Annotated in this window: 25 protein-coding genes; 4 read left to right on the top strand and 21 right to left on the bottom strand. The window is 66.8% G+C overall.

What is annotated here, in order from left to right:
• Nucleotides 1–34 precede the first annotated feature (34 nt).
• The 6 genes from BBX35_RS11505 to BBX35_RS22880 form a co-directional block, all read right to left on the bottom strand.
• On the bottom strand, nt 35–1,357 hold the full coding sequence (locus BBX35_RS11505) for a CpaE/TadZ family protein (RefSeq protein WP_067220111.1): 1,323 nt from the start codon (nt 1,355–1,357) through the stop codon (nt 35–37).
• 18 nt (nt 1,358–1,375) lie between these two features.
• Nucleotides 1,376–2,137, bottom strand: a complete 762-nt coding sequence (locus BBX35_RS11500; protein ID WP_083206237.1) for a CpaD family pilus assembly protein — start codon at nt 2,135–2,137, stop codon at nt 1,376–1,378.
• A gap of 11 nt (nt 2,138–2,148) precedes the next feature.
• Entirely contained in the window at nt 2,149–3,558 is a 1,410-nt protein-coding gene (locus tag BBX35_RS11495) for a type II and III secretion system protein family protein (RefSeq protein WP_067220108.1), read from the bottom strand.
• Nucleotides 3,559–3,597: 39 nt separating this feature from the next.
• A complete protein-coding gene (gene cpaB, locus BBX35_RS11490) occupies nt 3,598–4,374 on the bottom strand; it encodes a Flp pilus assembly protein CpaB (RefSeq protein WP_067220105.1) in 777 nt (258 codons plus the stop codon).
• A gap of 253 nt (nt 4,375–4,627) precedes the next feature.
• A complete protein-coding gene (locus BBX35_RS11485) occupies nt 4,628–5,134 on the bottom strand; it encodes an A24 family peptidase (protein WP_067220102.1) in 507 nt (168 codons plus the stop codon).
• A 221-nt stretch (nt 5,135–5,355) separates the two neighbouring features.
• Nucleotides 5,356–5,532 (bottom strand): Flp family type IVb pilin, encoded by a 177-nt coding sequence (locus BBX35_RS22880; RefSeq protein WP_083206236.1) that lies wholly within the window; start codon nt 5,530–5,532, stop codon nt 5,356–5,358.
• Between the two features lie 397 nt (nt 5,533–5,929).
• On the opposite strand from BBX35_RS22880, the gene BBX35_RS11480 reads away from it, so the two are divergent.
• From BBX35_RS11480 to BBX35_RS11470, 3 genes are read left to right on the top strand one after another with little or no spacing between them, the layout of a single operon-like run.
• Nucleotides 5,930–6,409 carry a pilus assembly protein N-terminal domain-containing protein gene (locus BBX35_RS11480; protein WP_067220100.1) on the top strand — a complete coding sequence of 160 codons (480 nt, stop codon included), beginning with the start codon at nt 5,930–5,932 and terminating at the stop codon, nt 6,407–6,409.
• A 49-nt stretch (nt 6,410–6,458) separates the two neighbouring features.
• A complete protein-coding gene (locus BBX35_RS11475; protein WP_067220098.1) occupies nt 6,459–7,031 on the top strand; it encodes a TadE/TadG family type IV pilus assembly protein in 573 nt (190 codons plus the stop codon).
• Between the two features lie 2 nt (nt 7,032–7,033).
• Nucleotides 7,034–7,648 carry a TadE/TadG family type IV pilus assembly protein gene (locus tag BBX35_RS11470; protein ID WP_171901441.1) on the top strand — a complete coding sequence of 205 codons (615 nt, stop codon included), beginning with the start codon at nt 7,034–7,036 and terminating at the stop codon, nt 7,646–7,648.
• A gap of 7 nt (nt 7,649–7,655) precedes the next feature.
• Here BBX35_RS11470 and BBX35_RS11465 read toward each other — a convergent pair whose 3' ends face one another.
• On the bottom strand, nt 7,656–8,495 hold the full coding sequence (locus BBX35_RS11465; RefSeq protein WP_171901440.1) for a phosphate/phosphite/phosphonate ABC transporter substrate-binding protein: 840 nt from the start codon (nt 8,493–8,495) through the stop codon (nt 7,656–7,658).
• A 326-nt stretch (nt 8,496–8,821) separates the two neighbouring features.
• On the opposite strand from BBX35_RS11465, the gene BBX35_RS11460 reads away from it, so the two are divergent.
• A complete protein-coding gene (locus BBX35_RS11460) occupies nt 8,822–9,439 on the top strand; it encodes an HAD family hydrolase (RefSeq protein ID WP_067220093.1) in 618 nt (205 codons plus the stop codon).
• A gap of 8 nt (nt 9,440–9,447) precedes the next feature.
• Here the strand turns inward: BBX35_RS11460 and BBX35_RS11455 are convergent, their stop codons facing one another.
• The 14 genes from BBX35_RS11455 to BBX35_RS11390 form a co-directional block, all read right to left on the bottom strand.
• Nucleotides 9,448–10,479 (bottom strand): histone deacetylase family protein, encoded by a 1,032-nt coding sequence (locus BBX35_RS11455; protein WP_067220091.1) that lies wholly within the window; start codon nt 10,477–10,479, stop codon nt 9,448–9,450.
• The gene (locus BBX35_RS11450; RefSeq protein ID WP_067220088.1) at nt 10,476–11,501 is read right to left on the bottom strand and encodes an aldose epimerase family protein; all 1,026 of its coding nucleotides are present in this window, start codon (nt 11,499–11,501) and stop codon (nt 10,476–10,478) included. Before BBX35_RS11450 ends, BBX35_RS11455 begins: the two co-directional genes overlap by 4 nt.
• A 95-nt stretch (nt 11,502–11,596) precedes the next feature.
• On the bottom strand, nt 11,597–12,109 hold the full coding sequence (locus BBX35_RS11445) for a retropepsin-like aspartic protease family protein (RefSeq protein WP_067220086.1): 513 nt from the start codon (nt 12,107–12,109) through the stop codon (nt 11,597–11,599).
• A 148-nt stretch (nt 12,110–12,257) separates the two neighbouring features.
• A complete protein-coding gene (locus BBX35_RS11440) occupies nt 12,258–13,181 on the bottom strand; it encodes a ribokinase (protein ID WP_067220084.1) in 924 nt (307 codons plus the stop codon).
• 49 nt (nt 13,182–13,230) lie between these two features.
• On the bottom strand, nt 13,231–13,995 hold the full coding sequence (locus tag BBX35_RS11435) for an SDR family NAD(P)-dependent oxidoreductase (protein WP_067220081.1): 765 nt from the start codon (nt 13,993–13,995) through the stop codon (nt 13,231–13,233).
• Nucleotides 13,996–14,043: 48 nt separating this feature from the next.
• Nucleotides 14,044–14,673, bottom strand: a complete 630-nt coding sequence (gene upp, locus BBX35_RS11430; RefSeq protein ID WP_067220079.1) for a uracil phosphoribosyltransferase — start codon at nt 14,671–14,673, stop codon at nt 14,044–14,046.
• A 141-nt stretch (nt 14,674–14,814) separates the two neighbouring features.
• Nucleotides 14,815–15,837: an adenosine deaminase gene (locus BBX35_RS11425; RefSeq protein ID WP_067220077.1), complete on the bottom strand. Its 1,023-nt coding sequence runs from the start codon at nt 15,835–15,837 to the stop codon at nt 14,815–14,817.
• 3 nt (nt 15,838–15,840) lie between these two features.
• Nucleotides 15,841–16,704 (bottom strand): phytanoyl-CoA dioxygenase family protein, encoded by an 864-nt coding sequence (locus BBX35_RS11420; protein WP_067220074.1) that lies wholly within the window; start codon nt 16,702–16,704, stop codon nt 15,841–15,843.
• Between the two features lie 91 nt (nt 16,705–16,795).
• The gene (locus BBX35_RS11415; protein ID WP_067220072.1) at nt 16,796–18,016 is read right to left on the bottom strand and encodes a phosphopentomutase; all 1,221 of its coding nucleotides are present in this window, start codon (nt 18,014–18,016) and stop codon (nt 16,796–16,798) included.
• Nucleotides 18,017–18,100: 84 nt separating this feature from the next.
• Nucleotides 18,101–19,423: a thymidine phosphorylase gene (gene deoA / locus BBX35_RS11410; RefSeq protein ID WP_067220069.1), complete on the bottom strand. Its 1,323-nt coding sequence runs from the start codon at nt 19,421–19,423 to the stop codon at nt 18,101–18,103.
• Nucleotides 19,424–19,427: 4 nt separating this feature from the next.
• Nucleotides 19,428–20,204 carry a deoxyribose-phosphate aldolase gene (gene deoC, locus BBX35_RS11405; RefSeq protein ID WP_067220065.1) on the bottom strand — a complete coding sequence of 259 codons (777 nt, stop codon included), beginning with the start codon at nt 20,202–20,204 and terminating at the stop codon, nt 19,428–19,430.
• A complete protein-coding gene (locus BBX35_RS11400; protein WP_067220064.1) occupies nt 20,197–21,009 on the bottom strand; it encodes a purine-nucleoside phosphorylase in 813 nt (270 codons plus the stop codon). Before BBX35_RS11400 ends, deoC begins: the two co-directional genes overlap by 8 nt.
• Complete coding sequence (gene cdd / locus BBX35_RS11395; RefSeq protein WP_067220061.1) at nt 21,006–21,416, bottom strand: cytidine deaminase; 411 nt, start codon at nt 21,414–21,416, stop codon at nt 21,006–21,008. Before cdd ends, BBX35_RS11400 begins: the two co-directional genes overlap by 4 nt.
• A gap of 20 nt (nt 21,417–21,436) precedes the next feature.
• On the bottom strand, nt 21,437–22,405 hold the full coding sequence (locus tag BBX35_RS11390; protein WP_067220060.1) for an ABC transporter permease: 969 nt from the start codon (nt 22,403–22,405) through the stop codon (nt 21,437–21,439).
• Nucleotides 22,406–22,416 lie beyond the last annotated feature (11 nt).

Genomic DNA, 22,416 nt, shown 5'->3' with positions numbered 1-22,416 from the left:
TCAATCGTCTTGAAGAAACATGCCGGACCGCCGGTCAGCCGGCGGCCTTGCCCTTCTTCAGGAAGCGGGACACCAGCGAACCGAGCGCGAGGCCCTTGGGCTTCGCCACTTCGCCGCGACCGGTGACCAGCTGCGAGATCTGGCTGAAGATCTCAGCCGTCGCGTGCTTTTCATCCTGCTCGCCGATCATCTGGCCGTTGTTGGAGGCCGTGCCGAACAGCATCGGATCGAACGGCACCACCGCAGCGGCGGTGAGCTCGAGGGCGTCCGCGAATTCGGCCGCCTTGATCTCCGGGCGCTTCGGAACGTTGACCCGGTTGAGCACGAGGCGCGGCGGCGCATCGTTGGGCCGCAGCTGCCGCAGCGTGTCGATCATGTTCTTGGCGTTGCGCAGGTTGGCAAGATCCGGCTCGGCGACGATCACCACCTCGTCGACAGCCGCCAGCATCCGACGGACCCAGCCCGACCAGACATGCGGCAGGTCGAGCACGATCGCCGGAGCACCCTGCTTCATGACGTCGAGAAGACCGTCGAAGCTGGTCTCGCCATGATCGTAGGTCCGCTCCAGCGAAGCGGGAGCCGCGAGAAGGCTGAGGCGCTCGGCGCATTTCGACAGCAGGCGGTCGAGCATGGTCTCGTCGAGGCGCTCGGGCGAGGAGACGGCCTCGAACACGCCCTGCAACGGGTCCTGGTTGAAGTCGAGACCGGCGGTGCCGAAGGCGAGATCGAGATCGGCCAGCACCACGTCGCTTTCGTAGACCCGGGCGATCGACCAGGCGACATTGTGCGCCACGGTCGACGAGCCGACGCCGCCCTTGGCACCGACGAAGGCGATGGTCCGTCCGAGCGGCTCGGCGTCCGGGTTGACGTAGAGCTCGCCGATGGCGCCGATCAGCTGGAACAGGTTGATCGGGGCGACGAGGTAATCGCTGATGCCGCGGTGGATCAGGTCGCGATAGAGCTTCACGTCGTTGACGTGGCCGATGATCATCACCTTGGTGCCGGCATCGCAGACTTCCGCCAGCCGCTCCAGACCCTGGATCAGCTTGGACGCTTCCGTGCGGGTCTCCAGCAGGATCAGATTCGGCGTCGGCGCCGAGCCGTAGAAGTCGACGGCAGCGGCGAGCCCGCCCTTGTGCACCTTCACATGAGCCTTGGCCATGCGCCGGTCCTGGGCCGCGCTCTCGATCATCCGGGCGACGTCTTCGCTCTCGCAGAAGGCCTGGATGGCGATGCGCGGCACTGTCTTGATGTCCAGCGTATCGGCAGGCGCGGCGATGGCGTGGTAGTCGCCCATCGCCGGCTCATGCGGATACCCGTCCTCGTCGAGCGGCGGGTCGTAAGCGAGGGTGTTCATCCGTCCAGCTCCTCCGGATCAGTTTGCAGCGTCGGAAACGCGCGAACCGTCGCCTTCCTTGTAGTCGGTCGCCGTCTGCTCGCCGGCGCGATACTTGCCGTAGACCGTGCCACGGCGGATCTGGTCGGCCGGCGTCGAGGCGCGCGGGTAGAGCAGGTCCGTCGGGTTGTCGACCATGGCGGCCAGGTTGGACTGCGTGGCGCAGCCGAAATTGTAGTACTGCGTGTTGTTCAGATGCGGGTTGTGGCGCATGCCGTCGCCGCCGCCGGTGATGTTGTCGGGCCACTGGCCGCAAGGACCGGTCTTGGCCTGCAGGCCGGAATAGGCCAGGCGCACCGGCGCGGAGATGCCCGGATCCTGGACCGGATATCCGCGGGTGGCGATGCGCTTGGGCGATACGCCGCCCTGCACCAGGGCCGTGCGGATCTGCGGCAGCACCGCATGGACGGCCGCCTCGTTGTAGGCGCCCGACGGCACGATAATCTCCATCGCGCCGCCGCCGCGCGAGCGGGCTTCAGCGGCGAAGCTCGAGACGACGGCCGAGAGCTGCGGCGACAGGCGGCGCATGTCGCTGCCCACCGGCAGGTCGAGCGTCTTCACCCCTTCGCTCACCACGATCGGATGACGCAGGCGGTAGTCGTTGGTGGCAAGCGTCTCCACCGTCGGCTGCTGGGTCTGGCAGCCGGCCGCCAGCAGCGCGGCGAGAACGGCGAGGGTCGGCGTGAGCGCGCGGACCCGGGTTGCGGAAGCGGCAGTGCGCTTTGCGGATGCAGGATGCATGGGACCGGTCCTCACTCGTAGATATAGCCGACCTGACCGTGATAGGCGCCCTGTCCAGGATCGCCGGACACCCGGTACATGCGGTTGAGACGGTTCAGGAAAATCGTTTCGCCATCGGTCGCCGGCGCCAGGTTGCGGGTCGGCTCGACAAGCTCCGAGCGGGCCGTCGGGCGGACCGTGTAGGGCGTCACGAAGACGGCGAGTTCGGTCTCCTGGCGCAGGAAGTCGCGGCTCTTGAACAGGGCGCCGAGGATCGGCACCTGCATCAGGCCGGGCACGCCGTTGAGGTCCTGCTTGTAGGATTCCTTCAGCAGGCCGGCCATGACCAGCGTGCCGCCGGAGGGCAGTTCGACGGTGGACTCGGCCCGGCGCACCTTCAGCGCGGGAATGACCAGCGTCCCGATCGAGACCGCGCCCTCCTGGGTGATCTCGCTGACCTCGGTCTTGATGCGCAGGGAAATGCGTCCCCCGCTCAGAACTACCGGCGTGAAGTCGAGGCCGACGCCGAACTTCTTGAACTGGACGGTGAGCTTGTTGTTGTCCTCGGCAATCGGGATCGGGAACTCGCCGCCGGCCAGGAAGCTGGCATTCTCGCCGGAAATCGCGGTCAGCGTCGGCTCGGCGAGGGTCCGGATCACACCGTCGCGCTGCAGCGCCTGCAGGTCCGCATTCAGCCTCGAACCGCCGGCAAGGAAGCCTCCGCCGGCACTCGGGCGGCCGATGATGTTCGAGTTGACCGAATAGCCGGGCGAGCTGTTGAAATTGGCGCTGTAATTGCCGATGCCGATGGTGCCGGACAGGTTGACGCCGAGCTGCTTGATGATCGAGCGCTCGACCTCGGCGACCGTCACCTTCAGGTGCACCTGGTCCTTGCCGCTCACCGAGACCATGTTGAGGACCGGCAGCGTGCTGCCCTCGACCTTGGAGAAGCGCGCCGCGAGATCCGCGGCCTGCTGGGCTTCGACGGTGCTGGAGGCCGTGCCGCTCAGGACGATGTTGCCATTGACCGACTCGGCCGTGATGTCGGCGCCCGGAAGGGCGCGGCGGATCATCATGTTGAGGTCGGTCGTGTCGTTCTCGACGGCGAGATCGAAGCTGGCGATCTGGTTTCCGGCCCGGCCGAACAGGAACAGGCTCGCCTGCCCCGCCTTGTTGCCCATGATGAAGACCCGGCGCGAGGAGCGCACCACGGCGTCCGCCACCTCCGGATTGGAGACGATGACGTCGCTCACTTCCTCGCCGAGATTGATGACGACGGAGCGGCCGAGCCCGACCTTGAGCAACCGACCGGCGACCCGCTCGCCGGCCTGGATGGTGACTGCCTTTGGATAGCCGTCGGCACGGGCTGCATCCATCCCGGCAAGGCCGGTCAGGACAAGGCAGATCGCCGTACCGATCCGGAAGAAACGTTGAGCCAACATCCGAATACTCCTTGCCGTCATCACCGCGCCCGACGCCCGTTACCGCTGCGTCCGTGCCTGGCTGGCAACGCCGAACTTCACGAAATTCACTCCGCCGCCCACGAGACCCGGATCGGCATCGTCCGCAGAATCCTGCGCCGAGCGCAGCACAAGGGCGATGGTGCCGAGCTGCGAGGCCTGTGCGACGACCTCGGCCTCGGCCGGCTCGAGCTCCAAAGTGGCGGTCTGTCCGGGTGGCAGCGCCTTCTCGTCGCGCTCGCCGGCGGTGGTGGTGTCGATGGCCAGCACCCGCACGTTCTGCAGGATCGTCTCGCTGGTGAACGTATTGCCGGAGCGGGCGGACGACTGGCGCGTCAGGATCACATCGACCTTGTCGCCCGGCAGAATGAAGCCGCCGGCGGCGGTAAGCGCCTCGACCGAAACGGCGATGGCCCGCTTGCCCTTGGGAAGGATGGTCGACATGAAGCCGCGATCGCTGCTGATCAGGCGCTCCTCGCGCACCGGCTCGCCCTGATAGACGGGCGCCTTGGCGATCCGGCCGGCGATCTCGGTGATGGCGTCGGGCCGCTGAGAGCGCAACACCGCCGTCGCCGGGGCAAGCTCCTTGGGCCAGCTGGTCCAGGACAGGTCCGCCGCCGACAGTTGCTCGCCGAGGGCGATGTCCTTGGCAACGGTGAGGACGTCGTCCTTCTCAACCGTCTCGGTGACGACCACCGGCGCGCTCGGCGGCTCGGGATTGTTGCTCATCACCATTCGCGCCACCAGTACGCCGGCGGCGAGTGAAATGCCCAGAATGGCGAAACGTGCGATCTTCATTGCCAATACCCGCATGGATCGTAGCGGACCGGACGCGGATGCGCCTTCGGTCATCGTGCGACTACTGTGGCGGGAAAATGGTCAAGACATGGTTAATCAGATATGATCAATTTCGATGAACAGACTTTGAACATTTCGCAAATTGAAATCAAAGCTTCTGCATCATTTATATTTCGTTAACTTATGACATCTGCTGCCGAAGGACGACGATACCGCAGGGTACGCGCAAGACCCCGGAACTGCGTTGTTTCTCCTACATGATCGCCCGGAACCAGATCGATCCGGGGTAGGCCTGCAACGCGGCAATCGCGATGGTGATGCCGTAAGGAATGCCGGTCTTGTTGTCATGCAGGCGCGCGATCCATTCCACACGGTAAGCGGCGATCGGCAACAGCACGTCTTTCCGGAATCCGAGGATGGCCAGCGTCAGCACTGCGCCGTAGACGCTCGTCAGCAGCAAAAACTCGCCAAGAGCCGGCGTCAGGCCCAGCCATAGTGCAACGACGGTCATCAGCTTTGCGTCGCCGCCGCCCATCCAGCCAAACGCGAAGAACGCGAGCCCGAAGGACAACGCGATGCCGGCGGCGATCAGGTGGAAGCCGATTTCGAGCGGCGCCATGCCGATGGCCGGCGCAAGCATTGCGAAACCGGCAATCATCATAAGCGAGACCCGGTTGGGGATGGTCATCGTGAACAGGTCGGATGCCCCGGCGAAAGCCACGAGACATGGAAAGACGACCAGCAGCGCTGCCTCGATCATGCACCAATCCTCCGCATCGACGTCACGCCGGGCATCCCCTGGCAGAAGCGGTTCTAAAACGGTGTCCCTCAAGGGCCGGTTGATGATGTGCCGGTTGCCACCGCATCTGGCACAGGCACCCCGGCCGCAAACGGAAACGGGCGGCTAACGCCGCCCGCATCAAGCACTTTCGTTTGTCCCGGCAGCGATGCCGGGACAAGCCGTGAAAGCGGTAACCGGCCTTAGACGGCGGGGGTCGTCAGCTTGCCGGCGATACGGTTGAAAAGACCCGTGAGGTTCGTGCCGGTGAGGGTGACCGCAGCGATGATGGCGACGCCGATCAGGCCGGCGATCAGGCCGTATTCGATGGCGGTCGCGCCGGACTCATCCTTGGCGAAACGAGCAAGAAACTTCTGCATGGTTGGCTCCTACACTTCACTTGTTTGTCTGCACCACCTCGTCGACCTTGTTGTTATTTCGGTCGCTCGAAGATGTTGTCACTATAGGAACCACACCTTGCCACAAGGTTAAATTCAGCACCGACTATGCAGGAGTTCTCACCGAGCAACCTTATAGTTAATTCTTCAAAAATACATGAGCCTGCATTTTAACCAAACAGGGTGCATCTCCCTCATGCGCCGTTCCTGCCGCAAAGGACGGCAAGCGGCCGGGGAGTCCGCCGGTCGGGCGATCTTTGCCGGAGGCCCCCGGACATTAACGATGCTCGCAGAACGCTTCGGAACAGGCGGGGCGTTAGCCCTTCCTTCACCAATATCCTTCACTCTCAGGAAGGAATTTTCGCTGAGGAGCTTGCCCATGTCGCATTTTCGCGAGGCTTTTTTTGCGTCGATCACGGCTGCGGCCCTGTTGGCTACCCTTCCCGTGACGGGCGCCCAGGCCCAGGAGAGCGGCGTCCAGGTCATGACCGACCGGGCGAAGGTGTTCCGCATCGACGCGCCCGCAGACACCGTGATCGTCGGCAACCCGGCGATCGCCGATGTGACCATGTACGACCGCCAGACGGTGGTGGTCACCGGCAAGCTGTACGGCACGACGAACCTCGTGATCCTCGACCGCAAGGGCGAGCCGATCATCGACGAGGTGATCACGGTCTCCGCCGCATCCGGCGACACCGTGACGGTCCAGCGCAAGGGCGAGCGCTACAGCTATTCCTGCGCACCCAATTGCGAACCCGTGATGCGCGTGGGCGACGGCGATGCCGGTTACGAGCTGCTGAGCAAGCAGTCCAACCAGCGCAACGACATGTCCGAAAAGGCAGCGGGCGTTTCCAACTGACCTGCCGGCACACGGCCCTGACCGCTTCCCGACAACGAGTATCTGACAGATGCTGAGAGATCGTCTCCTTTCTCGCTTCGCTCGCCTGCGTCCCCTGCGTGCAGTGGTGCGAGACCGCGAAGGAACGACGGCGATCGAATTCGCCTTTGTCGCAGTTCCTTTCCTGATGCTCCTGTTCGGAGTGATCGAGATCGGCCTGGCGTTCTTCGCCAACCAGGTGCTCAGCAACGCGACAATGGATGCGGCGCGGATGATCCGCACCGGCCAGGCCCATGCGCAAGGGTTCAACGCCGACAAGTTCAAGGAAGCGATGCTGGAGCATCTGTCCGGCTTTCCGATCACTTCGGATCGGCTCACGATCGACGTCGAACGGATCGACGACTTCTCGTCCTTCACTCCCAAGCCGCTCATCAAAGACGGCGAGCTGGTCGCCGACACCGGCTACAATCACGGCGAAGCCGGCCAGATCATCGTAGTGCGGGCGCTGTACCGCTGGCCGATGCTGTCGTCGATGATGAAGACCGCCTATGGCGACCTCAGCTCCGGCGACCGACTGCTGGTCGCCACCGCGGTGTTCAGAAACGAACCCTTCCCATGGACCACGCAACAGGCGGGCAAGTGACCATGAGCAGCCCGAAACGGCAGGAGCGCCAGCAGGAACCGCGCCGCATCGTGCGCAAGACCGTCGCACGGATTGCCGGCGGCCTGATGCGCGACCGGCGCGGCGTCGCAGCGGTGGAGTTCGCTCTTGTGCTGCCCTTCATGCTGGTGCTGTTCCTCGGCGTGACCGAGCTGAACTCCGCGTTGACGCTCGACCGCAAGGTCAGCCAGGCTGCAAGCTCGGTCGCCGATCTGGTGGCCCAGGCCGACAAGCTCAAGTCGTCGGAGGTCAACGATCTGCTGAAGCTGTCGCGCGCCGTGCTCGACCCCTATCCGGAAGCGCCGCTGAAAGTGGTGGTCGCAAGCGTCTGGATGAAGGAAGTGAACCAGCCGCGCGTCGTGTGGAGCCGGGCGATGAACACGTCCCAGTGGGGCACCAACTCTGCTCCGCCGATCGAGCTGCCGCAAGAACTCACCCGGCAGAAAGGCACCTACCTGGTCGTCGCTCATGCCGAATACGAGCATCGCCCGAACTTCGCGGCAGTGCTGAAGGACGTGTTCAACAGCGCCACCATCACCCTCAGCGACACCTACTACCTGCGTCCGCGCGTCAGCACGAGCGTCGAGTGCTGCAACTGATCTCTCGCTAGTCGCCGCCGCCCAGCGGCCGAAGACGGCCGCGCGGCGCACCTGCATCCGGCGGAAAAGCAGCCAGGACGGGAGCGTAGTCCTCTGCGCCGACGGCGACGAAGCCGGCGCCGGAAGCGGTCTGCGCTGCGCCCTGCCCGGTCATGATCGCCGAGATCTCGCTGCGGATTTCCTGCGGCACATCCCGGCGCACCACATGCGGGGCGCCGGCGATCAGGCCGGATGACCAGACGATTTCGAGCCCTGAGACATCGACGCCGCGTTCGGCCAGATCGCGCAAGGTGCCGCGCGAATAGCCCGCCTCCGCCGCGCCCTGCAACGACGACCAGACGAAAGCGACATCGGCATCGCCCCGCACCAGCGCCAAGGCGGCCGACAGCGGATCGTCATGAGCGACGAGCGAGGCGGCGGTCGTCTTGCCTTCCAGATCGACACCTTGGGCCGACAAGCCGGCGAGCTGGACAAGCCGGCTGCCGACCGCCTCGCGCGGTCCGGTGGCGATGCGCCGACCCGCAATGTCCGCGGGCCGGTCGATCTCCTCTCCGGCCCGCGCGAGTGCGATGGCGTACCAGCCTGTCTCCCCATCGTCCCGGCGCGGAGCAACGAGCGGCTCCAGGCAGGCGCACTCCCCTTGCGCTGCCGCATATGCCGACGCCGAGAGCGGCGCATAGTGCACCTCCCCCGTGACGACAGCCCGCTGCAGGTGGGACAGGTCGCGATAGGCGATCAGCAGGACCGGAATGTGCAGGCCCGCCTCCAGCAATTCGCGAAAGGGAGCCGCACGACCGAAATCGCCGGCAGCCGGATCCATGACGATGCCGACGCGCAGCTCCGGCATCAGGACAAGACGTGCAGGATCGAACGGCGTTTCTCCGGGCGCTTGTCCGGCGCCGTCGCCATCTGTCGGAACGACGTCTTCCTGCCAGGGCAGAAAGGCAGGACCGTCCGCCTGCGGAGGCGAGCCGTCTTGTGCCGCAGGCCGCCCGGCAGAACCGCCGAATACCAGCGCGCCCAGCAGCATTGCGGCAAGGCCACGGGAAAAGCTGCGGGAGAGGCGCGCCGTGCCGCCGATTACCCCTTGCCCAGAACCGGATCGTCGCGCCAGTCTTCTCATCCCGACAGTGTGTTCCAGGGCCGCGGCGCCCGCAATCCCGAGATCCCTGCATGGCAAACCGCCCCGACACCGTGGTCTTCGACATCGGCAACGTCCTCATCCAGTGGGATCCGCGCCTGCTCTATCGCAGCATCTTCCAGAACGAGGCGGATGCCGACCGATTTCTCGCCGAGGTGCTGCCGCCGGAGTGGAATCTCGAGCAGGACCGGGGCCGCAGCTTTGCCGAGGGCATCGCGGAGGCGCTGGCGCGGCGTCCCGACCACCGCGAGGAGATCCTGGCCTGGGATACGCGCTGGCACGAAATGGTGCCGGGCGAGGTGCCCGGCAGCGTCGCGATCCTCGCCGCGCTGAAGGAGGCGGGCGTCCCGCTCTACGCGATCACGAATTTTTCGTCCGAAAAGTTCGCCGAGTGCGAGCAGCGCTTTCCGTTCCTTGCCGACAGCTTCATCGACGTGGTCGTTTCCGCGCATGAGCGGCTCGTCAAGCCGGACCCGCGCATCTACCAGGTGCTGTTCTCGCGCAATGACCTCGCCCCGGAGCGCACCGTCTTCATCGACGACAGCCCTGCGAATGTCGCAGCCGCCCGGTCGGTGGGGATGCATGCCATCCACTTCACCGATGCCGTGTCGCTGAAAGCGGCCCTCATCGAGCACGGCTTCCCGCTCTAGGCCGGCGCTCAGCCGGCCTCGAACCCCTCCAGCACGTTGACGCAGTTGGTGCCGAGCGCGTCGACCGCATAGCCGCCTTCCATGACGAAGAGGGTCGGAAGGCCGGCGGCGGCGAGCGCTGCACCCATGCGCGTGAAATCCTCATGGACGAGGCGAAACCGCGAGATCGGATCCTTCTCGTAGGCATCGAGGCCCAGGGACACGACCAGCGTGTCGGCGCGGAACGCCGCGATGCGGTCGAGCGAGGCGGCCAGCGCCTGCGACCACACATCCCAGTCGACGCCCAGTTCCAGCGGATAGTTGGCGGTGAAGCCCTCGCCCTTGCCCGCGCCCGTCTCGGCTGCATGACCGAGGAAGTAGGGATATTCCTCGCGCGGGTCGGCGTGGATCGACAGGAACATGACGTCCGAACGCTCGTAGAAGATCGACTGGGTGCCGTTGCCGTGGTGGTAGTCGACGTCGAGCACGGCAACGCGCTCCGCGCCGGCATCGCGCAGCCACTGCGCGGCAATCGCCGCATTGTTGAGGAAGCAGTAGCCGCCGTAGTAATCGGCCGCCGCGTGATGCCCGGGCGGGCGGCACAGGGCGAAGGCAGCGCGCTCGCCGCCGGCAACGAGACGGGCGCCGGTCAGCGCGGAATTGGCGCTGGCACGCGCTGCTGCGAACGTATGCTCGCCGAGCGGCGTGCCGGCATCGAAGGAATAGCGGCCGAGCAGACCGTCGATGTGATCGGGAACCGGATCGATGTTGAGCCCGCGCACCGGCCAGACGAAGGGAAACGCCTCGCCGCTGCGCCCGGCGGTGGTCCAGCGGGTCCAGAAGCTCTCCAGGAACGCAAGATAGCCGGCGTCATGGACGCGCGCGAGCGGCTCCATGCCGAAATCGTCCGGCTCCAGCAGCTCGCCGAGGCGACGCGCCAGCACTGCCTCGCGCACCATCTCGGCGCGAGAAGGGATCTCGACAGCCGGCTTCAACATGCCGTCGGAGATCTCCTGCTTGGGGTCGTGGGCCAGCTGCCCGGCGGAAAACACGGTCTTCATGACGTCAAATCCTCATGCCCGATCTGAGAAAATCGATACTCGGTCACCTGTCGGTAGAGATCGCCCGGTCGCAGGACGGCTCCGGCAAAGTGCCGGTGGTTGGGACTGTCCGGCCAGCGCTGCGGCTCCAGGCAAAGACCCGCGCGCGGCCCGTAGCGGCGCCCACCCAGCCCCGGACAGGACACGGCGAGCTTGTAGCCGTCGTAGAACTGGAGGCCGGGCTCGGTGGTCAGAACGTCCATGGCAAGGCCGCTCTCCTGCCCGACAAGGCGCGCAACGACGCGCGGTTCGGACGTTGGCACGGCAGCAAGGCAGAAATTGTGGTCATGGGCGACATCGTCCCCATGGTCGTCGATCCGGCGCAGACGGCGGAAGTCGAACGGCGTTCCCGCAACGGGGCGCACCTCGCCGGTCGGGATCGCCTCCTCGTCGACGGGCAGATAGGCATCGGCCTCGATCTGCAGCAGATGGCCGCCGATGTCGGGCGAGCCGTCGAGATTGAAATAGCTGTGGGTCGCAAGGTTTACCAGCGTCGGCCGGTCGGTCGACGCTTCCAGCACAATGCGCAGCCGGTCTCCGTCTGGCGGGATCTCGTAGCGGACGCTCGCCTCGACCCGGCCGGGATAGCCGGCATCTCCATCTTCGGAGGTCAGCACCAGCACCGCATGGTCGGGCCCGGCTTCCCGCAGCGACCAGAGCCGCCGGGCAAAACCGTGCGCTCCGCCGTGCAGGTGGTTCCGCCCGCCGTCGTTGCGCTCAAGCTGGACTTCATTGCCGTCGAGCCGGAATCGACCACCGGCGATACGGTTGGCATGGCGGCCGGCGATCACGCCGAAATAGGGAGAATGGGCCAGATAGGAGGCGAGGTCGTCGAAGCCGAGCACCACGCCGCGGCCGCCGACGCGCAGGTCCGTGATGGCCGCTCCCAGCGTCATGATGCTGAACGACAGCCCGCCGCGGGCGATGGCAACGCGCTCGACCGGCGTTCCATCGGCAAGCTGGCCGAACTGACTGACGCTCATTTCAGATGGTTCCCGCAATGCCTTGGCCGGCCCGGCGCGCGATGCGCGGGCGCAGGACACTATAGCGGGACGGGCTGCGAAATCACCCGCAAGGGCTACTGTATCAACCGCATCGTGCCGGAGCGGATGTCGACCTTGGCAAGGCGCCCGAGCACGGACATGCCGATCAGCGGCAGTTCCAGCGCCCCTTCCGGCATGACCAGCGCCTCGACATTCTTGAGGCGAATGCTGCCCAGGCGCAGCTCGCGCAAGGTGACGGGTGCCGCAAGCGCGATACCGTTGGCGGTGCGCACCTTGACGACATAATCGGCACGGGACGGGCGAATGCCGGACAGGGACGCAACCTCGGACGGAAGGGCCAGCGTCGATGCGCCGGTGTCGATCAGGGAATGGACCGGCCGCCCGTTGATATGGGCGCTGACCTCGTAATGGCCGTTTCGTCCCGCCTTCAAGACAAGCGTACGCGGGCCGGAGGAGGGCTCGGGCTCGGGCGCCTCCTGACGTGCCGCCGCGACGACCGGCGCCTGCGCGAGATAGTCGCGCAGGAAATCCGGCGCGAAAGCTGCGGCCACGACGGCGATTACGGCGATCATCAGATAGCGTGCCATGGCTCTGCTCCCTGCCCTTACCCAGTCAAGATCAGGCGGGAAAGATCACACGTCAGCGCTTAGCAAGGGGTGAAGCCCAGCGCGGCACATTCAAACGCGGTTTCCGCTCCATTGCCAGAAACGATAAAATTCAGCGGATCGGCGGCGCTCAGGCCTCCAGCGTCTCGCAGTCCAGCGTCTCGGCAAGCGCTGCGATCGCCTTGGCGTCGGGCGAGGAGGACTGCGCGCCGTTTGCCGTACAGGCAAGGGCACCGGCCGCCGTGCCTTCCTGAAGGGCACGGGCGATCTCCGCCCCCCGGTCGAGCGCAGCAGCAAGGGCACCGACAAAGGCATCGCCCGCACCGGTGGTATCGACCACGTCGACCTCCGGCGCGGCAATCCGCCAGCGGGTCTTGCCTTTCTGGGCGATCAGACCGCGCGCACCCAGGGTAACGACAGCAAGCCGCTCTTCGCCGGACAGCGCCGCGCAATGGGCCTCCGGCACCGGCGTTTCGCCGGTTCCGAGCGCGCCGGCGAGTTCGGCCGCCTCGACCGAATTCGCCACGACGACATCGACATCCGGCACCAGGCGGGCAAGCTCCGCATCGCCGGAGGGGGCTGCATTGAGCAGGATGCGTGCACCGCAGAGCCGCGCACGGGCAATGGCCTCGGCAATCGGCCCCGGGCTCAATTCGCGCTGGAGCACCAGGAGGTCGCCCCGCGCGAGCCGGCCGTCCAGCCACTCCGCGACGACGCGGGCATTGACGCCGCTGGCGCACATGATGAGGTTCTCGCCCTTCGCATCGACGCCGATCATGGCGATGCCGGTGGTCCCGTCGAGATGGCGGACGCCGGAAAGATCAACGCCGGCACGCTCGAGATTGGCGAGCGCGGCCTCGGCATGCGCGTCGCGCCCGACCGCGCCGATCATCCGGACTTGCGCGCCGGCACGTGCGGCGGCCAGCGCCTGGTTGGCGCCCTTGCCGCCGGCAAAGGTCTGGTGGTCCGGACCGACAACCGTCTCGCCGGGCGCGGGAAGGCGCGGCAGGGAGACGACGAGATCCAGGTTGATGGAGCCGAATACGGTGATCACTGGGCCTGCTCCTGCGGTCTGGCTGGCGGGAGGGACGGTCGTGGCCGGATCAGATCCAGCCGCCGTCGACGATGTAGGTCTGGTTGGTGCAGGCCGCGGCCGCATCCGAGCAGAAGAACAGCACAACCCGGGCCACATCCGCCGGCACCAGCTTCCGCTTCAGGCATTGCCGGTCCATGATCTCGCGCTCGCCGGCCTCGTCGAGCCACAGGGCGATCTGGCGCTCGGTCATGATCCAGCCCGGTGCGATACAGTTGACCCGAATGTTGTCCGGACCAAGATCGCGGGCAAGCGAACGCGTCAAGCCGACGACGGCAGACTTTGCGGCCGTGTAGCCGGCCATGCCGCCCTGCCCGATCATCCAGGAAATCGACCCCATATTGACGATGGCGCCGCCGCCGAGCGCGCGCATGTCGCCCACCACCGCCTGGGAGCAGAAGAACTGATGCTTGAGGTTCACCGCCATGCGGCTGTCCCAGTATTCGGGCGTTACCTCTTCCAGCCGGTGGCGCTCGTCATGAGCCGCATTGTTGACGAGGATCGAGACGGGGCCGAGTTCCGCGCGCAGGTCGGCGATTGCCGCGCGCGTCGCCTCGATATCGGTGAGATCGGCACGGGCAAAGCGGACGGTGGCGCCGCCCCCTTCCAGCTCGGCCACGAGACGAAGGGAGGCTTCCTCGCCGACATCGATGAAGCCGACGGATGCGCCTTGTGCCGCGAACTGGCGCACGATCTCCGCACCGATGCCGCCACCGCCACCGGTCACCAGCACCGTCCGGCCGTTGAGATCCGGATAGATCGCCTCGGCTGTCATATCGCGCCTCCCGTAAGCTCAAGACACCGGCGCCGCCGGGATGCGACGTTACTTGGTGCCGTACATGCGATCGCCCGCATCGCCGAGACCGGGCACGATATAGCCCTTCTCGTTCAGCCGCTCGTCGATGGCGGCCGTGAAGATCGGCACGTCCGGATGAGCAGCATTGAACTTTTCGATGCCTTCGGGCGCGGCCAGAAGACAAAGGAAACGCAGCTGGGTGGCGCCGCGTTCCTTCAGCCGCTGAACGGCGGCAATCGCCGAGTTGGCCGTTGCCAGCATCGGGTCGACGACGACGACCAGACGCTCGGCGAGATCCTCCGGCGCCTTGAAATAGTATTCGACCGGCTGCAGCGTCTTGGGGTCGCGGTACAGGCCGATATGGGCGACGCGGGCGGCCGGAACCAGCTCCAGCATGCCTTCCAGCAGCCCGTTGCCGGCGCGCAGGACCGAGGCAAAGACCAGCTTCTTGCCCTCGATGATCGGCGCGGACATGGTCTGCAGCGGGGTTTCGATCTCTACCGTGGTGATCGGCAGATCGCGGGTCACCTCATAGGTCAGCAGTACCGAGATTTCCCGCAGCAGGCGGCGGAAGCCCTGGGTCGAGGTCTCCTTCATCCGCATGTGCGTCAGCTTGTGCTGCACCATCGGGTGATCGATTACGGTTGCTCCGCTCATCTTGCGCCTCTCCGCTCGTTCTGTCAGGAGGCCGCCGCCCCCGGAAGCCCCATCCGGCTCCCTTCCTGTCATAGATCAACCGGCAGACAATCGGAACAGGCGCAAGATCGCCGCATCCGTACCGTCCACCGACTTCCCTTCTCAGATCCCGCCGCCGCGCAGACCCACGTGGTCCGACAGGCGCAGGACAAGCCGGCGCCGCGTGTCCTCGTCGCAGAATGCGGCAGCGATGGCATTGCGCGTGATTGCCAGAAGCTCGTCCTCCGGCCAGCCGAAGGTCTCGGCGCAGCTGCGATACTCGTGCCCCAGCGTCGTACCGAAGAACGGCGGATCGTCGGAATTCAGCGTGATGCGGCAGCCGGCGCGGCGCAGCAGATTGACCGGATGGAAGCGCAAGTTGGAATAGAGCCCGAGCGCCAGATTGGAGCCGGGGCACACCTCCAGCACGATGCCTTCTTCCGCGATCCGCTCGACCACGGCCCGGTCCTCCACGGCACGCACGCCATGCCCGATGCGCCGAACGCGCAGAAAATCGAGCGCGGCGGTCACGCTCTCCGGACCGCAGACCTCGCCCGCGTGGGCGGTCAGGCCGAGGCCGGCCTCGCCGGCCATGCGAAAGGCGCGAGCAAAGTTCGCCGGATGGCCCTCGCGCTCGTCGCCGGCGAGGCCGAAGCCGGTGACCAGGGGGTGGGGAGCGGCGATGACCTGAGCCACCACCTGCTCGACCGCGCGGGCCCCGAAATGGCGCACGCCGATGGCGATCATCCGCGCCTCGATACCGGTGTCGGCTCGAGCCTGCTCGATACCGGCGGCAAGGCCGGCGACATAGTCGCGATAGGAAAGACCGGCGCCGGCAGCATGATCCGGCGAGATCGTCAGCTCGGCGTAGATCGCCCCTTCCGCCGCCAGCATGCGCAGGTAGGTGCCGGACAGCAGCGCGTAGTCCTCGGGCGTGCGAAACACCCGGCTGGCACGGTCATAGGCGGCTAGGAACTCCGAGAAGTCGCTCCACAGGTAGCGGCCGCGTTCGTCGAAGAGCCCTTCCACGTCCTGACCGTGGCGCTTGGCAAGGCGGCGCACCAGATCGGCGGGCGCGGCACCCTCGACATGCACATGCAGCTCCGCCTTGGGAACCACCACCTTCGTGCTGGCGCTTGCCGGCATGCCTCAAAACCCGCGCATCGGGTTTTCCGGTGCGCGCACCAGCCAGTTATCGGGCGACCAGCGGGCAGTCCCATCAACGAGATGCAGAGCATAGGCATGACGCGAGCGCGGCGAACGGTTCGGCGCCGAGCGGTGCGGTACCAGACCGTGCAGCACGACCAAAGTGCCCTTGGGGGCGACCAGCGGCACGTCGCCGACCAGCGGCGTATCGTCCAGCGGCTCCATCACCAGCGCCTCGCCGTCATAGTGGAAGCGCTGGCGCAGCGGCGCCAGATGCCCGCCCGGTCCGCCGAGCAGGCCGCCATTGGTTTCGTCGGCGTCTTCCAGCGCGAACCAGAAGCCGGTGCAGGACAAAGGCTCGGTGTGCAGGAAGGTGGAATCCTGGTGGCAGTTGACCTCGCCGCCGATCTCCGGCGGCTTGAAGATGTACATCGACTGGGCCAGCAGCGGCGCGGCAAGGCCAAGACCCTCTGCCGTGCGCGCAAGCCGGGGATCGCGCGAGAAGCGCTCGAACACCGGATCGAGATCATGCAGGGCGTGGCCGACCTTGTTCAGCGCCACATGCTTGTCGCGCTGCAGCCGGCCGTCCTCGTCGAAGGCCTCCTCCTCGAAGAAGAAGCGGATCTTGTTGCCACTTTCGCGGAAATAGCGGTCGCGGGCATGGCTCTGGGCGCCGGTCTCGAAGACCGAGGCATGCTCTTCGGGATCGAAGGCGTCGATCAGCTCGGACATCCGGGCCCTCAACGCATCGCAGTCCTCCGCCGACTTGTAGCCAGTCAGCACGAGGAAGCCGTCCTGCGCATAGGCCTCCTGCATCTCCGGCGTCAGAACTCCGTCCGCCGGGGCAGGAAAGGATCGTGCGGTCATGCGCGTCTCCGTTGGGATACCGTTCGTGCGGATCGATGCCGCACAGTCTAGCGGGAGGGCCGAACGGGCTCCAGCTCGGCGGAGCCTGATATCAGAGGAAGGACGTCCCGTGGTTTCCGGGCGCAAGGCCGAGATGCGCCGCGATGCTCTCGCCGATATCGGCGAACGTGTCGCGAACACCGATCTCCTTCGACCCGCCGCCCTTGACGAGGCCGATCACCGGCACCCGCTCGCGGGTGTGGTCCGTGCCGCGCCAGGTCGGATCGCAGCCGTGGTCTGCGGTCAGGATCAGCAGGTCGTCCGGCCGCAGCCGCTCCAGCAGTTCCGGCAGCCTGCGGTCCAGCGCCTCCAGCGCTGCCGCATAGCCCGGCACGTCGCGCCTGTGGCCGTACAGGCTGTCGAAGTCGATGTAATTGGCGAAGACGAGATCGCCCTCGCCGGCCTTGTCCATCGCCTCCAGCGTGCGATCGAACAGCGCGTCGTTGCCGGCCGCCTTCAGGACTTCCGACACGCCCTGATGGGCGAAGATGTCGGAGATCTTGCCGACGGTCAGCGTCCGGCGCCCCGCGGCAACGGCCCTGTCGAGCAGGGTCGGCTCCGGCGGCAGTACCGAATAGTCGCGCCGGTTCGCGGTGCGCTCGAAGCCGGAGGCGGCGTCGCCGATGAAGGGCCGCGCGATCACCCGGCCGATATTGTAGGGATCGACCAGGCGGCGCACCGTCTCGCAGAGACGGTAAAGCCGCTCCAAGCCGAAATGCTCCTCATGCGCGGCGATCTGGAAGACGGAATCGGCGCTTGTGTAGCAGATCGGCTTGCCGGTGCGCACATGCTCCTCGCCGAGCTCGGCGATGATCACCGTGCCGGAGGCGTGGGTGTCGCCGAGGATGCCCGGCACCCCGCCCTCGCGGATGATCGCCTGCGTCAGTTCGGCCGGAAAGGTCGGCACGGTGTCGGGGAAATAGCCCCAGTCGAAGGCGACCGGCACGCCGGCGATTTCCCAGTGGCCGGACGGTGTGTCCTTGCCGTGCGAGGTCTCGCTCGCAGCGCCGAAGATGCCGACCGGCTCGACGGAACCGTCCATGCCCTCCGGCACCTTGCCGGTGGCCAGCTGCGCCGCGCGGGCAAGGCCGAGCGCCGTCATGTTGGGCAGGGACAGCGGACCGGAGCGCAAGCCCTCGCGATCGCCCTGCCCGCGCATGCAGGCGCTCGCGATGTGGCCGAGCGTATCGCCCCCCTCATCGCCGAAGCGGGCGGCATCCGGCGCCCCGCCGATACCGAAACTGTCCAAGACGCACAGGATCGCGCGTGCCATGAGGTTTCCCCCGTCTCTCGTTGCCGGGCGGTTGTGCCCCGCCCCGTTGCAGTTCCGAAACCCGGTTCCCGATCCGGGCCGCCGTCAGAGAGACGGCGCGATACGCTCCACGACGACGGGCCGATCTTCCACGTCGCGCGGCGAGCCGAGCCGATAGGCTGCGCGCACCGCCTCCGCCGCCCGGCGTGCCGAGGCCTCGTCGGCGGCATGGACGATGGCAAGCGGCGCATCGCTGTCGGCCGAGTGGCCGATGCCGGCGAGATGCACCAGCCCCACCGCCGGATCGATCACGTCGCTGGCGCGGCGACGACCGCCGCCGAGTTCGACCACCGCAACGCCGATGGCGCGCGTGTCGACCCCGACAACCGTGCCCCGCTCCTGCGGATAAACCGGCAGTTCAACCGGGGCGGAGGCCAGATAGGCTTCCGCCTTTTCCATGAAGTCCGCCGGGCCGCCGAGAGCCGCAACCATCTTCGCGAAGCGCTCGGCTGCCGCGCCGCTGGCGAAGGCCTCGCGCATCTTCTCGGCGCCCTCCCCGGCATCGGCACAAAGACCGCCGAGAACGAGGGCTTCGGCGCCGAGCGCCACCGTCACGTCGAACAGCCGGTTGTCGATTGTGCGGCCGGTCAGGAAGTCGACCGCATTGCGCATCTCGACCGCATTGCCGGCAGCGGAGGCGAGCGGCTCGTTCATGTCGGTGAGCAGCGCGCTGGTGCGACAGCCGGCGCCATTGGCAACTGTCACGAGGCTTTCGGCCAGCGCCTTGGCCTGATCCAGCGTCGCCATGAACGCGCCCGTCCCCCATTTCACATCGAGGACGAGGCCCTGCAGTCCGGCTGCGAGCTTCTTCGACAGGATCGAGGCGGTGATGAGGTCGAGGCTTTCGACCGTGCCGGTCACGTCGCGGATGCCGTAGAAGCGCTTGTCGGCCGGCGCCAGGTCCGGCGTCTGGCCGATCACCGCGCACCCGACCTCGCGCACCACCTTGCGGAACAGCGCGTTGTCGGGCTGCGTCTTGTAGCCGGGAATCGCATCGAACTTGTCGAGCGTGCCGCCCGTGTGACCGAGCCCCCGGCCCGAGATCATCGGCACCGCCGCACCGCAGGCGGCAAGCGCAGGGGCCAGCATCAGGGAGACATTGTCGCCCACACCCCCGGTGGAGTGCTTGTCGAGGATCGGCGCGTCGATGTCCGACCAGTCCAGCACCGTGCCGCTGTCGCGCATCGCCAGGGTCAGCGCCACGCGCTCGTCCAGCGACAACCCGCGGAAGAACACGGCCATGGCGAGCGCCGCGACCTGCCCCTCCGACACGCTGTCGTCGGTCAGCCCCTTGACGAAGAAGGCGATCTCGTCCGCGGCAAGCGTGCCGCCGTCGCGCTTCTTTCGGATCAGTTCCTGCGCCAGCATGCGGTCAATATCCCTTGGAAGTGGTCGGCGCGCGCCCGTCGAGCGCGGCGAGCAGGGCGTCGAGCAGGCCGCTCGCGCCGAAGCGGAAATGCGAGGCGGCGACCCAGTTGGCCCCGAGAATGCGGTCGGCAATCGCGAGATAGGCGGCCGCATCCGCAACGGTGCGGATACCGCCGGCCGGCTTGAATCCGATCTCGGGACCAGCCTCACGGCGGATTTCCTCGATCACGGTCAGCATGATCTCGGCTGCTTCCAGCGTGGCGTTGATCTTCACCTTGCCGGTCGAGGTCTTGATGAAGTCGGCGCCCGCCGAGATGGCCAGCAGCGAGGCCGCGTGGATGAGCAGCGGGTCGCCGATCTCGCCGGTCTCCAGAATGACCTTCAGCAACCGGTCGCCGCAGGCCTCGCGCACCCTGGCGATCTGCGTCTCGGCAAAGCCGCGCCGGCCGGACACAAAGGCGCCGTACGGCATGACGAGGTCGATCTCGTCGGCACCGTCGGCAATCGCCTGCCGCGTCTCGGCCACGACGGCCAGCGTGTCGTCACCGCCTTGCGGAAAGTTGACGACGGTTGCAACGCGCACGCCGGAGCCGGCGAGCAGGCTCGCGGCCTGGGTGACAAAGCGCGGCCAGATGCAGACCGCCGCGACGGGACCATGGGGCGTGGCCGCGCGAGCGCAAAGCGCGTCGATATCGGCGGTGGTGCAGGTCTCGTCCAGATTGGTCAGGTCGACCAGCGGCAGCGCGCGCTGCGCCACCTCGGCAGGTGTCATGTCAGGCATTTCCAAGATCCTTGACGAAGCGGCGGATCAGCCGCTTCAGCGCGTCGACGGCCATCAGCGCCGTCGACTTGGTTTCCTCGTGCGACAGGCCGTGCGCCTGCAGGCCCGCGCCATAGTTGGTGATGGTGGAGATCGCGGCAACGCGCAGGCCGAGATAGCGGGCGAGGATCACTTCCGGCACCGTCGACATGCCGACTGCATCCGCTCCCAGCTGTTTCGCCATGCGGATTTCCGCCGGCGTCTCGAAGGAGGGGCCGGAAAACCACATGTAGACGCCTTCGCCCAGCGCGATCTCCTCTTCAGCAGCAAGCTCCCGCAAGCGGGCGCGGAAGTCGGGATCGTAGGCAGCGCTCATGTCGAGAAAGCGGCGGTCGCTTTCCTCGCCGATCAAGGGGTTGAGGCCCGACCAGTTGATGTGGTCGCTGATCAGCATCGGCGTGCCGGGCGCAAACTCCTGGCGCAGGGACCCGGCCGCATTGGTCAGCAGCAGCGTGTCGCAGCCGAGCGCCTTCAGCGCCTCCAAAGGCGTGCGCATGACGTCGGCACCGCCGCCCTCGTAGTAATGGGCCCGGCCGGACAGGACCACCACCGGCACGTCGCCGAGGCGGCCTGCAACCAGCTCGCTGCCATGAGAGGAGACCGAGGACACCGGAAAGCCCGTCAGCCTGGCATAGGGAATGCGCACGGCATCCTCGACCTCGTCCGCCAGTTGGCCGAGGCCCGAGCCCAGCACCATTCCGACGCGGTAGTCGCCGGGCCTTGCGGCGCGGACGATCTCCGCGCATTCCGTCCCGAAGCCGCTCATACGTCCCTCTCCTCGTCCTTGAGAACGAACCGGGCCGGCAACAGTTCCGCCATGGTCAGAGTGCGGCGCAGCCCGGCGTCGTCGCAGATGTGCACCGGCACGTCGTCGCCGGCGAACTCGGCAAGCCTCTGGCGGCAACCGCCGCAGGGGGTGCACAGCGCCGCCTTCGCGGTAACCAGCACCTCGATGACGTCGCCCGGCCGCCCGCCGGCGGACACCATCGCGCCGAGCGCGCTGGTTTCCGCGCACCAGCCTTCCGGGAAGCTGGCATTTTCCACGTTGCAGCCGGCGAAGATGCGCCCGTCGCGGGTGACAAGGGCTGCGCCGACGCGAAAGCCGGAATATCTCGCATGCGCATTCTCTCGGGCCGCACTGGCGGCGGCGAACAATTCGTCGAAACGGCTCATGTCGTCCTCGTTGCCGTGACTCAGCTGCGTTCCTTGACATAGGCGGTGCCGCCGGCGCGCGGGGGAACCGCCTTGCCGATGAAACCGGCGAGCAGGATCACGGTCAGGATGTAGGGAAGGGCCTGGATCGCCTGCACCGGCACCTCGCCGATGCCGGGGACCTGTTGGCCCTGAAGGCGGATCGCCACGGCATCGAGGAAGCCGAAGAGCAGGCAGGCGAACATCACCGGCACCGGCTTCCACTTGGCGAAGATCAGGGCCGCCAGGGCGATGAAGCCCTTGCCGGCGGTCATGTTGGCGATGAAGCTCGCCGACTGGCCGATGGAGAGATAGGTGCCGGCAAAGCCGCACAGGATGCCCGTGCAGATCACAGCGCGATAGCGCAGCCAGGTTACGGAGATCCCGGCCGTGTCGACCGCGCCGGGGTTCTCGCCGACCGCGCGCAGGCGCAGGCCAAAGCGCGTGCGGTAGAGCACCCACCAGGAGAAGGGCACTGCGAGAAAGGCGGCATAGACGAGCAGGTTGTGACCCGACAGGAGCTCCGAATAGAGCCCGCCGATCACCGGGACGTCGCGCAGCTCCGCCGCGAAGGGCCATGTGACGTCGCCGAAGCGACCGTCCCCGCTGACCGCCGGCGTGCGCCCGCCCTGGCCGAACCAGGCCTGTCCGAGCAGGGCGGTGAGCCCCATCGCCAGGAAGTTGATGGCAACGCCGGAGACGATCTGGTTGCCGCGATTGGTGATGCAGGCAAAGCCGTGCACCAGCGCCAGTGCCACCGAAACGAGAATGCCGGCGCCAAGGCCGATCCAGGCAGACCCGCTGACCGCGGCCGCCGCACCGGCCGCGAAGGCCGCGCCCAGCATCTTGCCCTCAAGGCCGATGTCGAAAATGCCGGACCGTTCCGAATACAGGCCGGCAAGGGCCGCAAGCAGCAGCGGCGTGGAAAGCCGGGCGGTGCTGTCGAGCACGAAGATCAGGGTTTCGAACATCTCTCCCCTCC

This window comes from Stappia indica (genome assembly GCF_001696535.1).
GTDB classification, from domain to species: Bacteria; Pseudomonadota; Alphaproteobacteria; order Rhizobiales; family Stappiaceae; genus Stappia; species Stappia indica.
This window is presented reverse-complemented; position numbering and strand designations above follow the sequence as displayed.

Coding starts and splice junctions, on each gene's coding strand:
- BBX35_RS11505 (WP_067220111.1), bottom strand. CDS start 1,357: ATGAACACCCTCGCTTACGACCCGCCGCTCGACGAGGACGGGTATCCG.
- BBX35_RS11500 (WP_083206237.1), bottom strand. CDS start 2,137: ATGCATCCTGCATCCGCAAAGCGCACTGCCGCTTCCGCAACCCGGGTC.
- BBX35_RS11495 (WP_067220108.1), bottom strand. CDS start 3,558: ATGTTGGCTCAACGTTTCTTCCGGATCGGTACGGCGATCTGCCTTGTC.
- cpaB (WP_067220105.1), bottom strand. CDS start 4,374: ATGAAGATCGCACGTTTCGCCATTCTGGGCATTTCACTCGCCGCCGGC.
- BBX35_RS11485 (WP_067220102.1), bottom strand. CDS start 5,134: ATGATCGAGGCAGCGCTGCTGGTCGTCTTTCCATGTCTCGTGGCTTTC.
- BBX35_RS22880 (WP_083206236.1), bottom strand. CDS start 5,532: ATGCAGAAGTTTCTTGCTCGTTTCGCCAAGGATGAGTCCGGCGCGACC.
- BBX35_RS11480 (WP_067220100.1), top strand. CDS start 5,930: ATGTCGCATTTTCGCGAGGCTTTTTTTGCGTCGATCACGGCTGCGGCC.
- BBX35_RS11475 (WP_067220098.1), top strand. CDS start 6,459: ATGCTGAGAGATCGTCTCCTTTCTCGCTTCGCTCGCCTGCGTCCCCTG.
- BBX35_RS11470 (WP_171901441.1), top strand. CDS start 7,034: ATGAGCAGCCCGAAACGGCAGGAGCGCCAGCAGGAACCGCGCCGCATC.
- BBX35_RS11465 (WP_171901440.1), bottom strand. CDS start 8,495: ATGCCGGAGCTGCGCGTCGGCATCGTCATGGATCCGGCTGCCGGCGAT.
- BBX35_RS11460 (WP_067220093.1), top strand. CDS start 8,822: ATGGCAAACCGCCCCGACACCGTGGTCTTCGACATCGGCAACGTCCTC.
- BBX35_RS11455 (WP_067220091.1), bottom strand. CDS start 10,479: ATGAAGACCGTGTTTTCCGCCGGGCAGCTGGCCCACGACCCCAAGCAG.
- BBX35_RS11450 (WP_067220088.1), bottom strand. CDS start 11,501: ATGAGCGTCAGTCAGTTCGGCCAGCTTGCCGATGGAACGCCGGTCGAG.
- BBX35_RS11445 (WP_067220086.1), bottom strand. CDS start 12,109: ATGGCACGCTATCTGATGATCGCCGTAATCGCCGTCGTGGCCGCAGCT.
- BBX35_RS11435 (WP_067220081.1), bottom strand. CDS start 13,995: ATGACAGCCGAGGCGATCTATCCGGATCTCAACGGCCGGACGGTGCTG.
- upp (WP_067220079.1), bottom strand. CDS start 14,673: ATGAGCGGAGCAACCGTAATCGATCACCCGATGGTGCAGCACAAGCTG.
- BBX35_RS11425 (WP_067220077.1), bottom strand. CDS start 15,837: ATGCCGGCAAGCGCCAGCACGAAGGTGGTGGTTCCCAAGGCGGAGCTG.
- BBX35_RS11420 (WP_067220074.1), bottom strand. CDS start 16,704: ATGACCGCACGATCCTTTCCTGCCCCGGCGGACGGAGTTCTGACGCCG.
- BBX35_RS11415 (WP_067220072.1), bottom strand. CDS start 18,016: ATGGCACGCGCGATCCTGTGCGTCTTGGACAGTTTCGGTATCGGCGGG.
- deoA (WP_067220069.1), bottom strand. CDS start 19,423: ATGCTGGCGCAGGAACTGATCCGAAAGAAGCGCGACGGCGGCACGCTT.
- deoC (WP_067220065.1), bottom strand. CDS start 20,204: ATGCCTGACATGACACCTGCCGAGGTGGCGCAGCGCGCGCTGCCGCTG.
- BBX35_RS11400 (WP_067220064.1), bottom strand. CDS start 21,009: ATGAGCGGCTTCGGGACGGAATGCGCGGAGATCGTCCGCGCCGCAAGG.
- cdd (WP_067220061.1), bottom strand. CDS start 21,416: ATGAGCCGTTTCGACGAATTGTTCGCCGCCGCCAGTGCGGCCCGAGAG.
- BBX35_RS11390 (WP_067220060.1), bottom strand. CDS start 22,405: ATGTTCGAAACCCTGATCTTCGTGCTCGACAGCACCGCCCGGCTTTCC.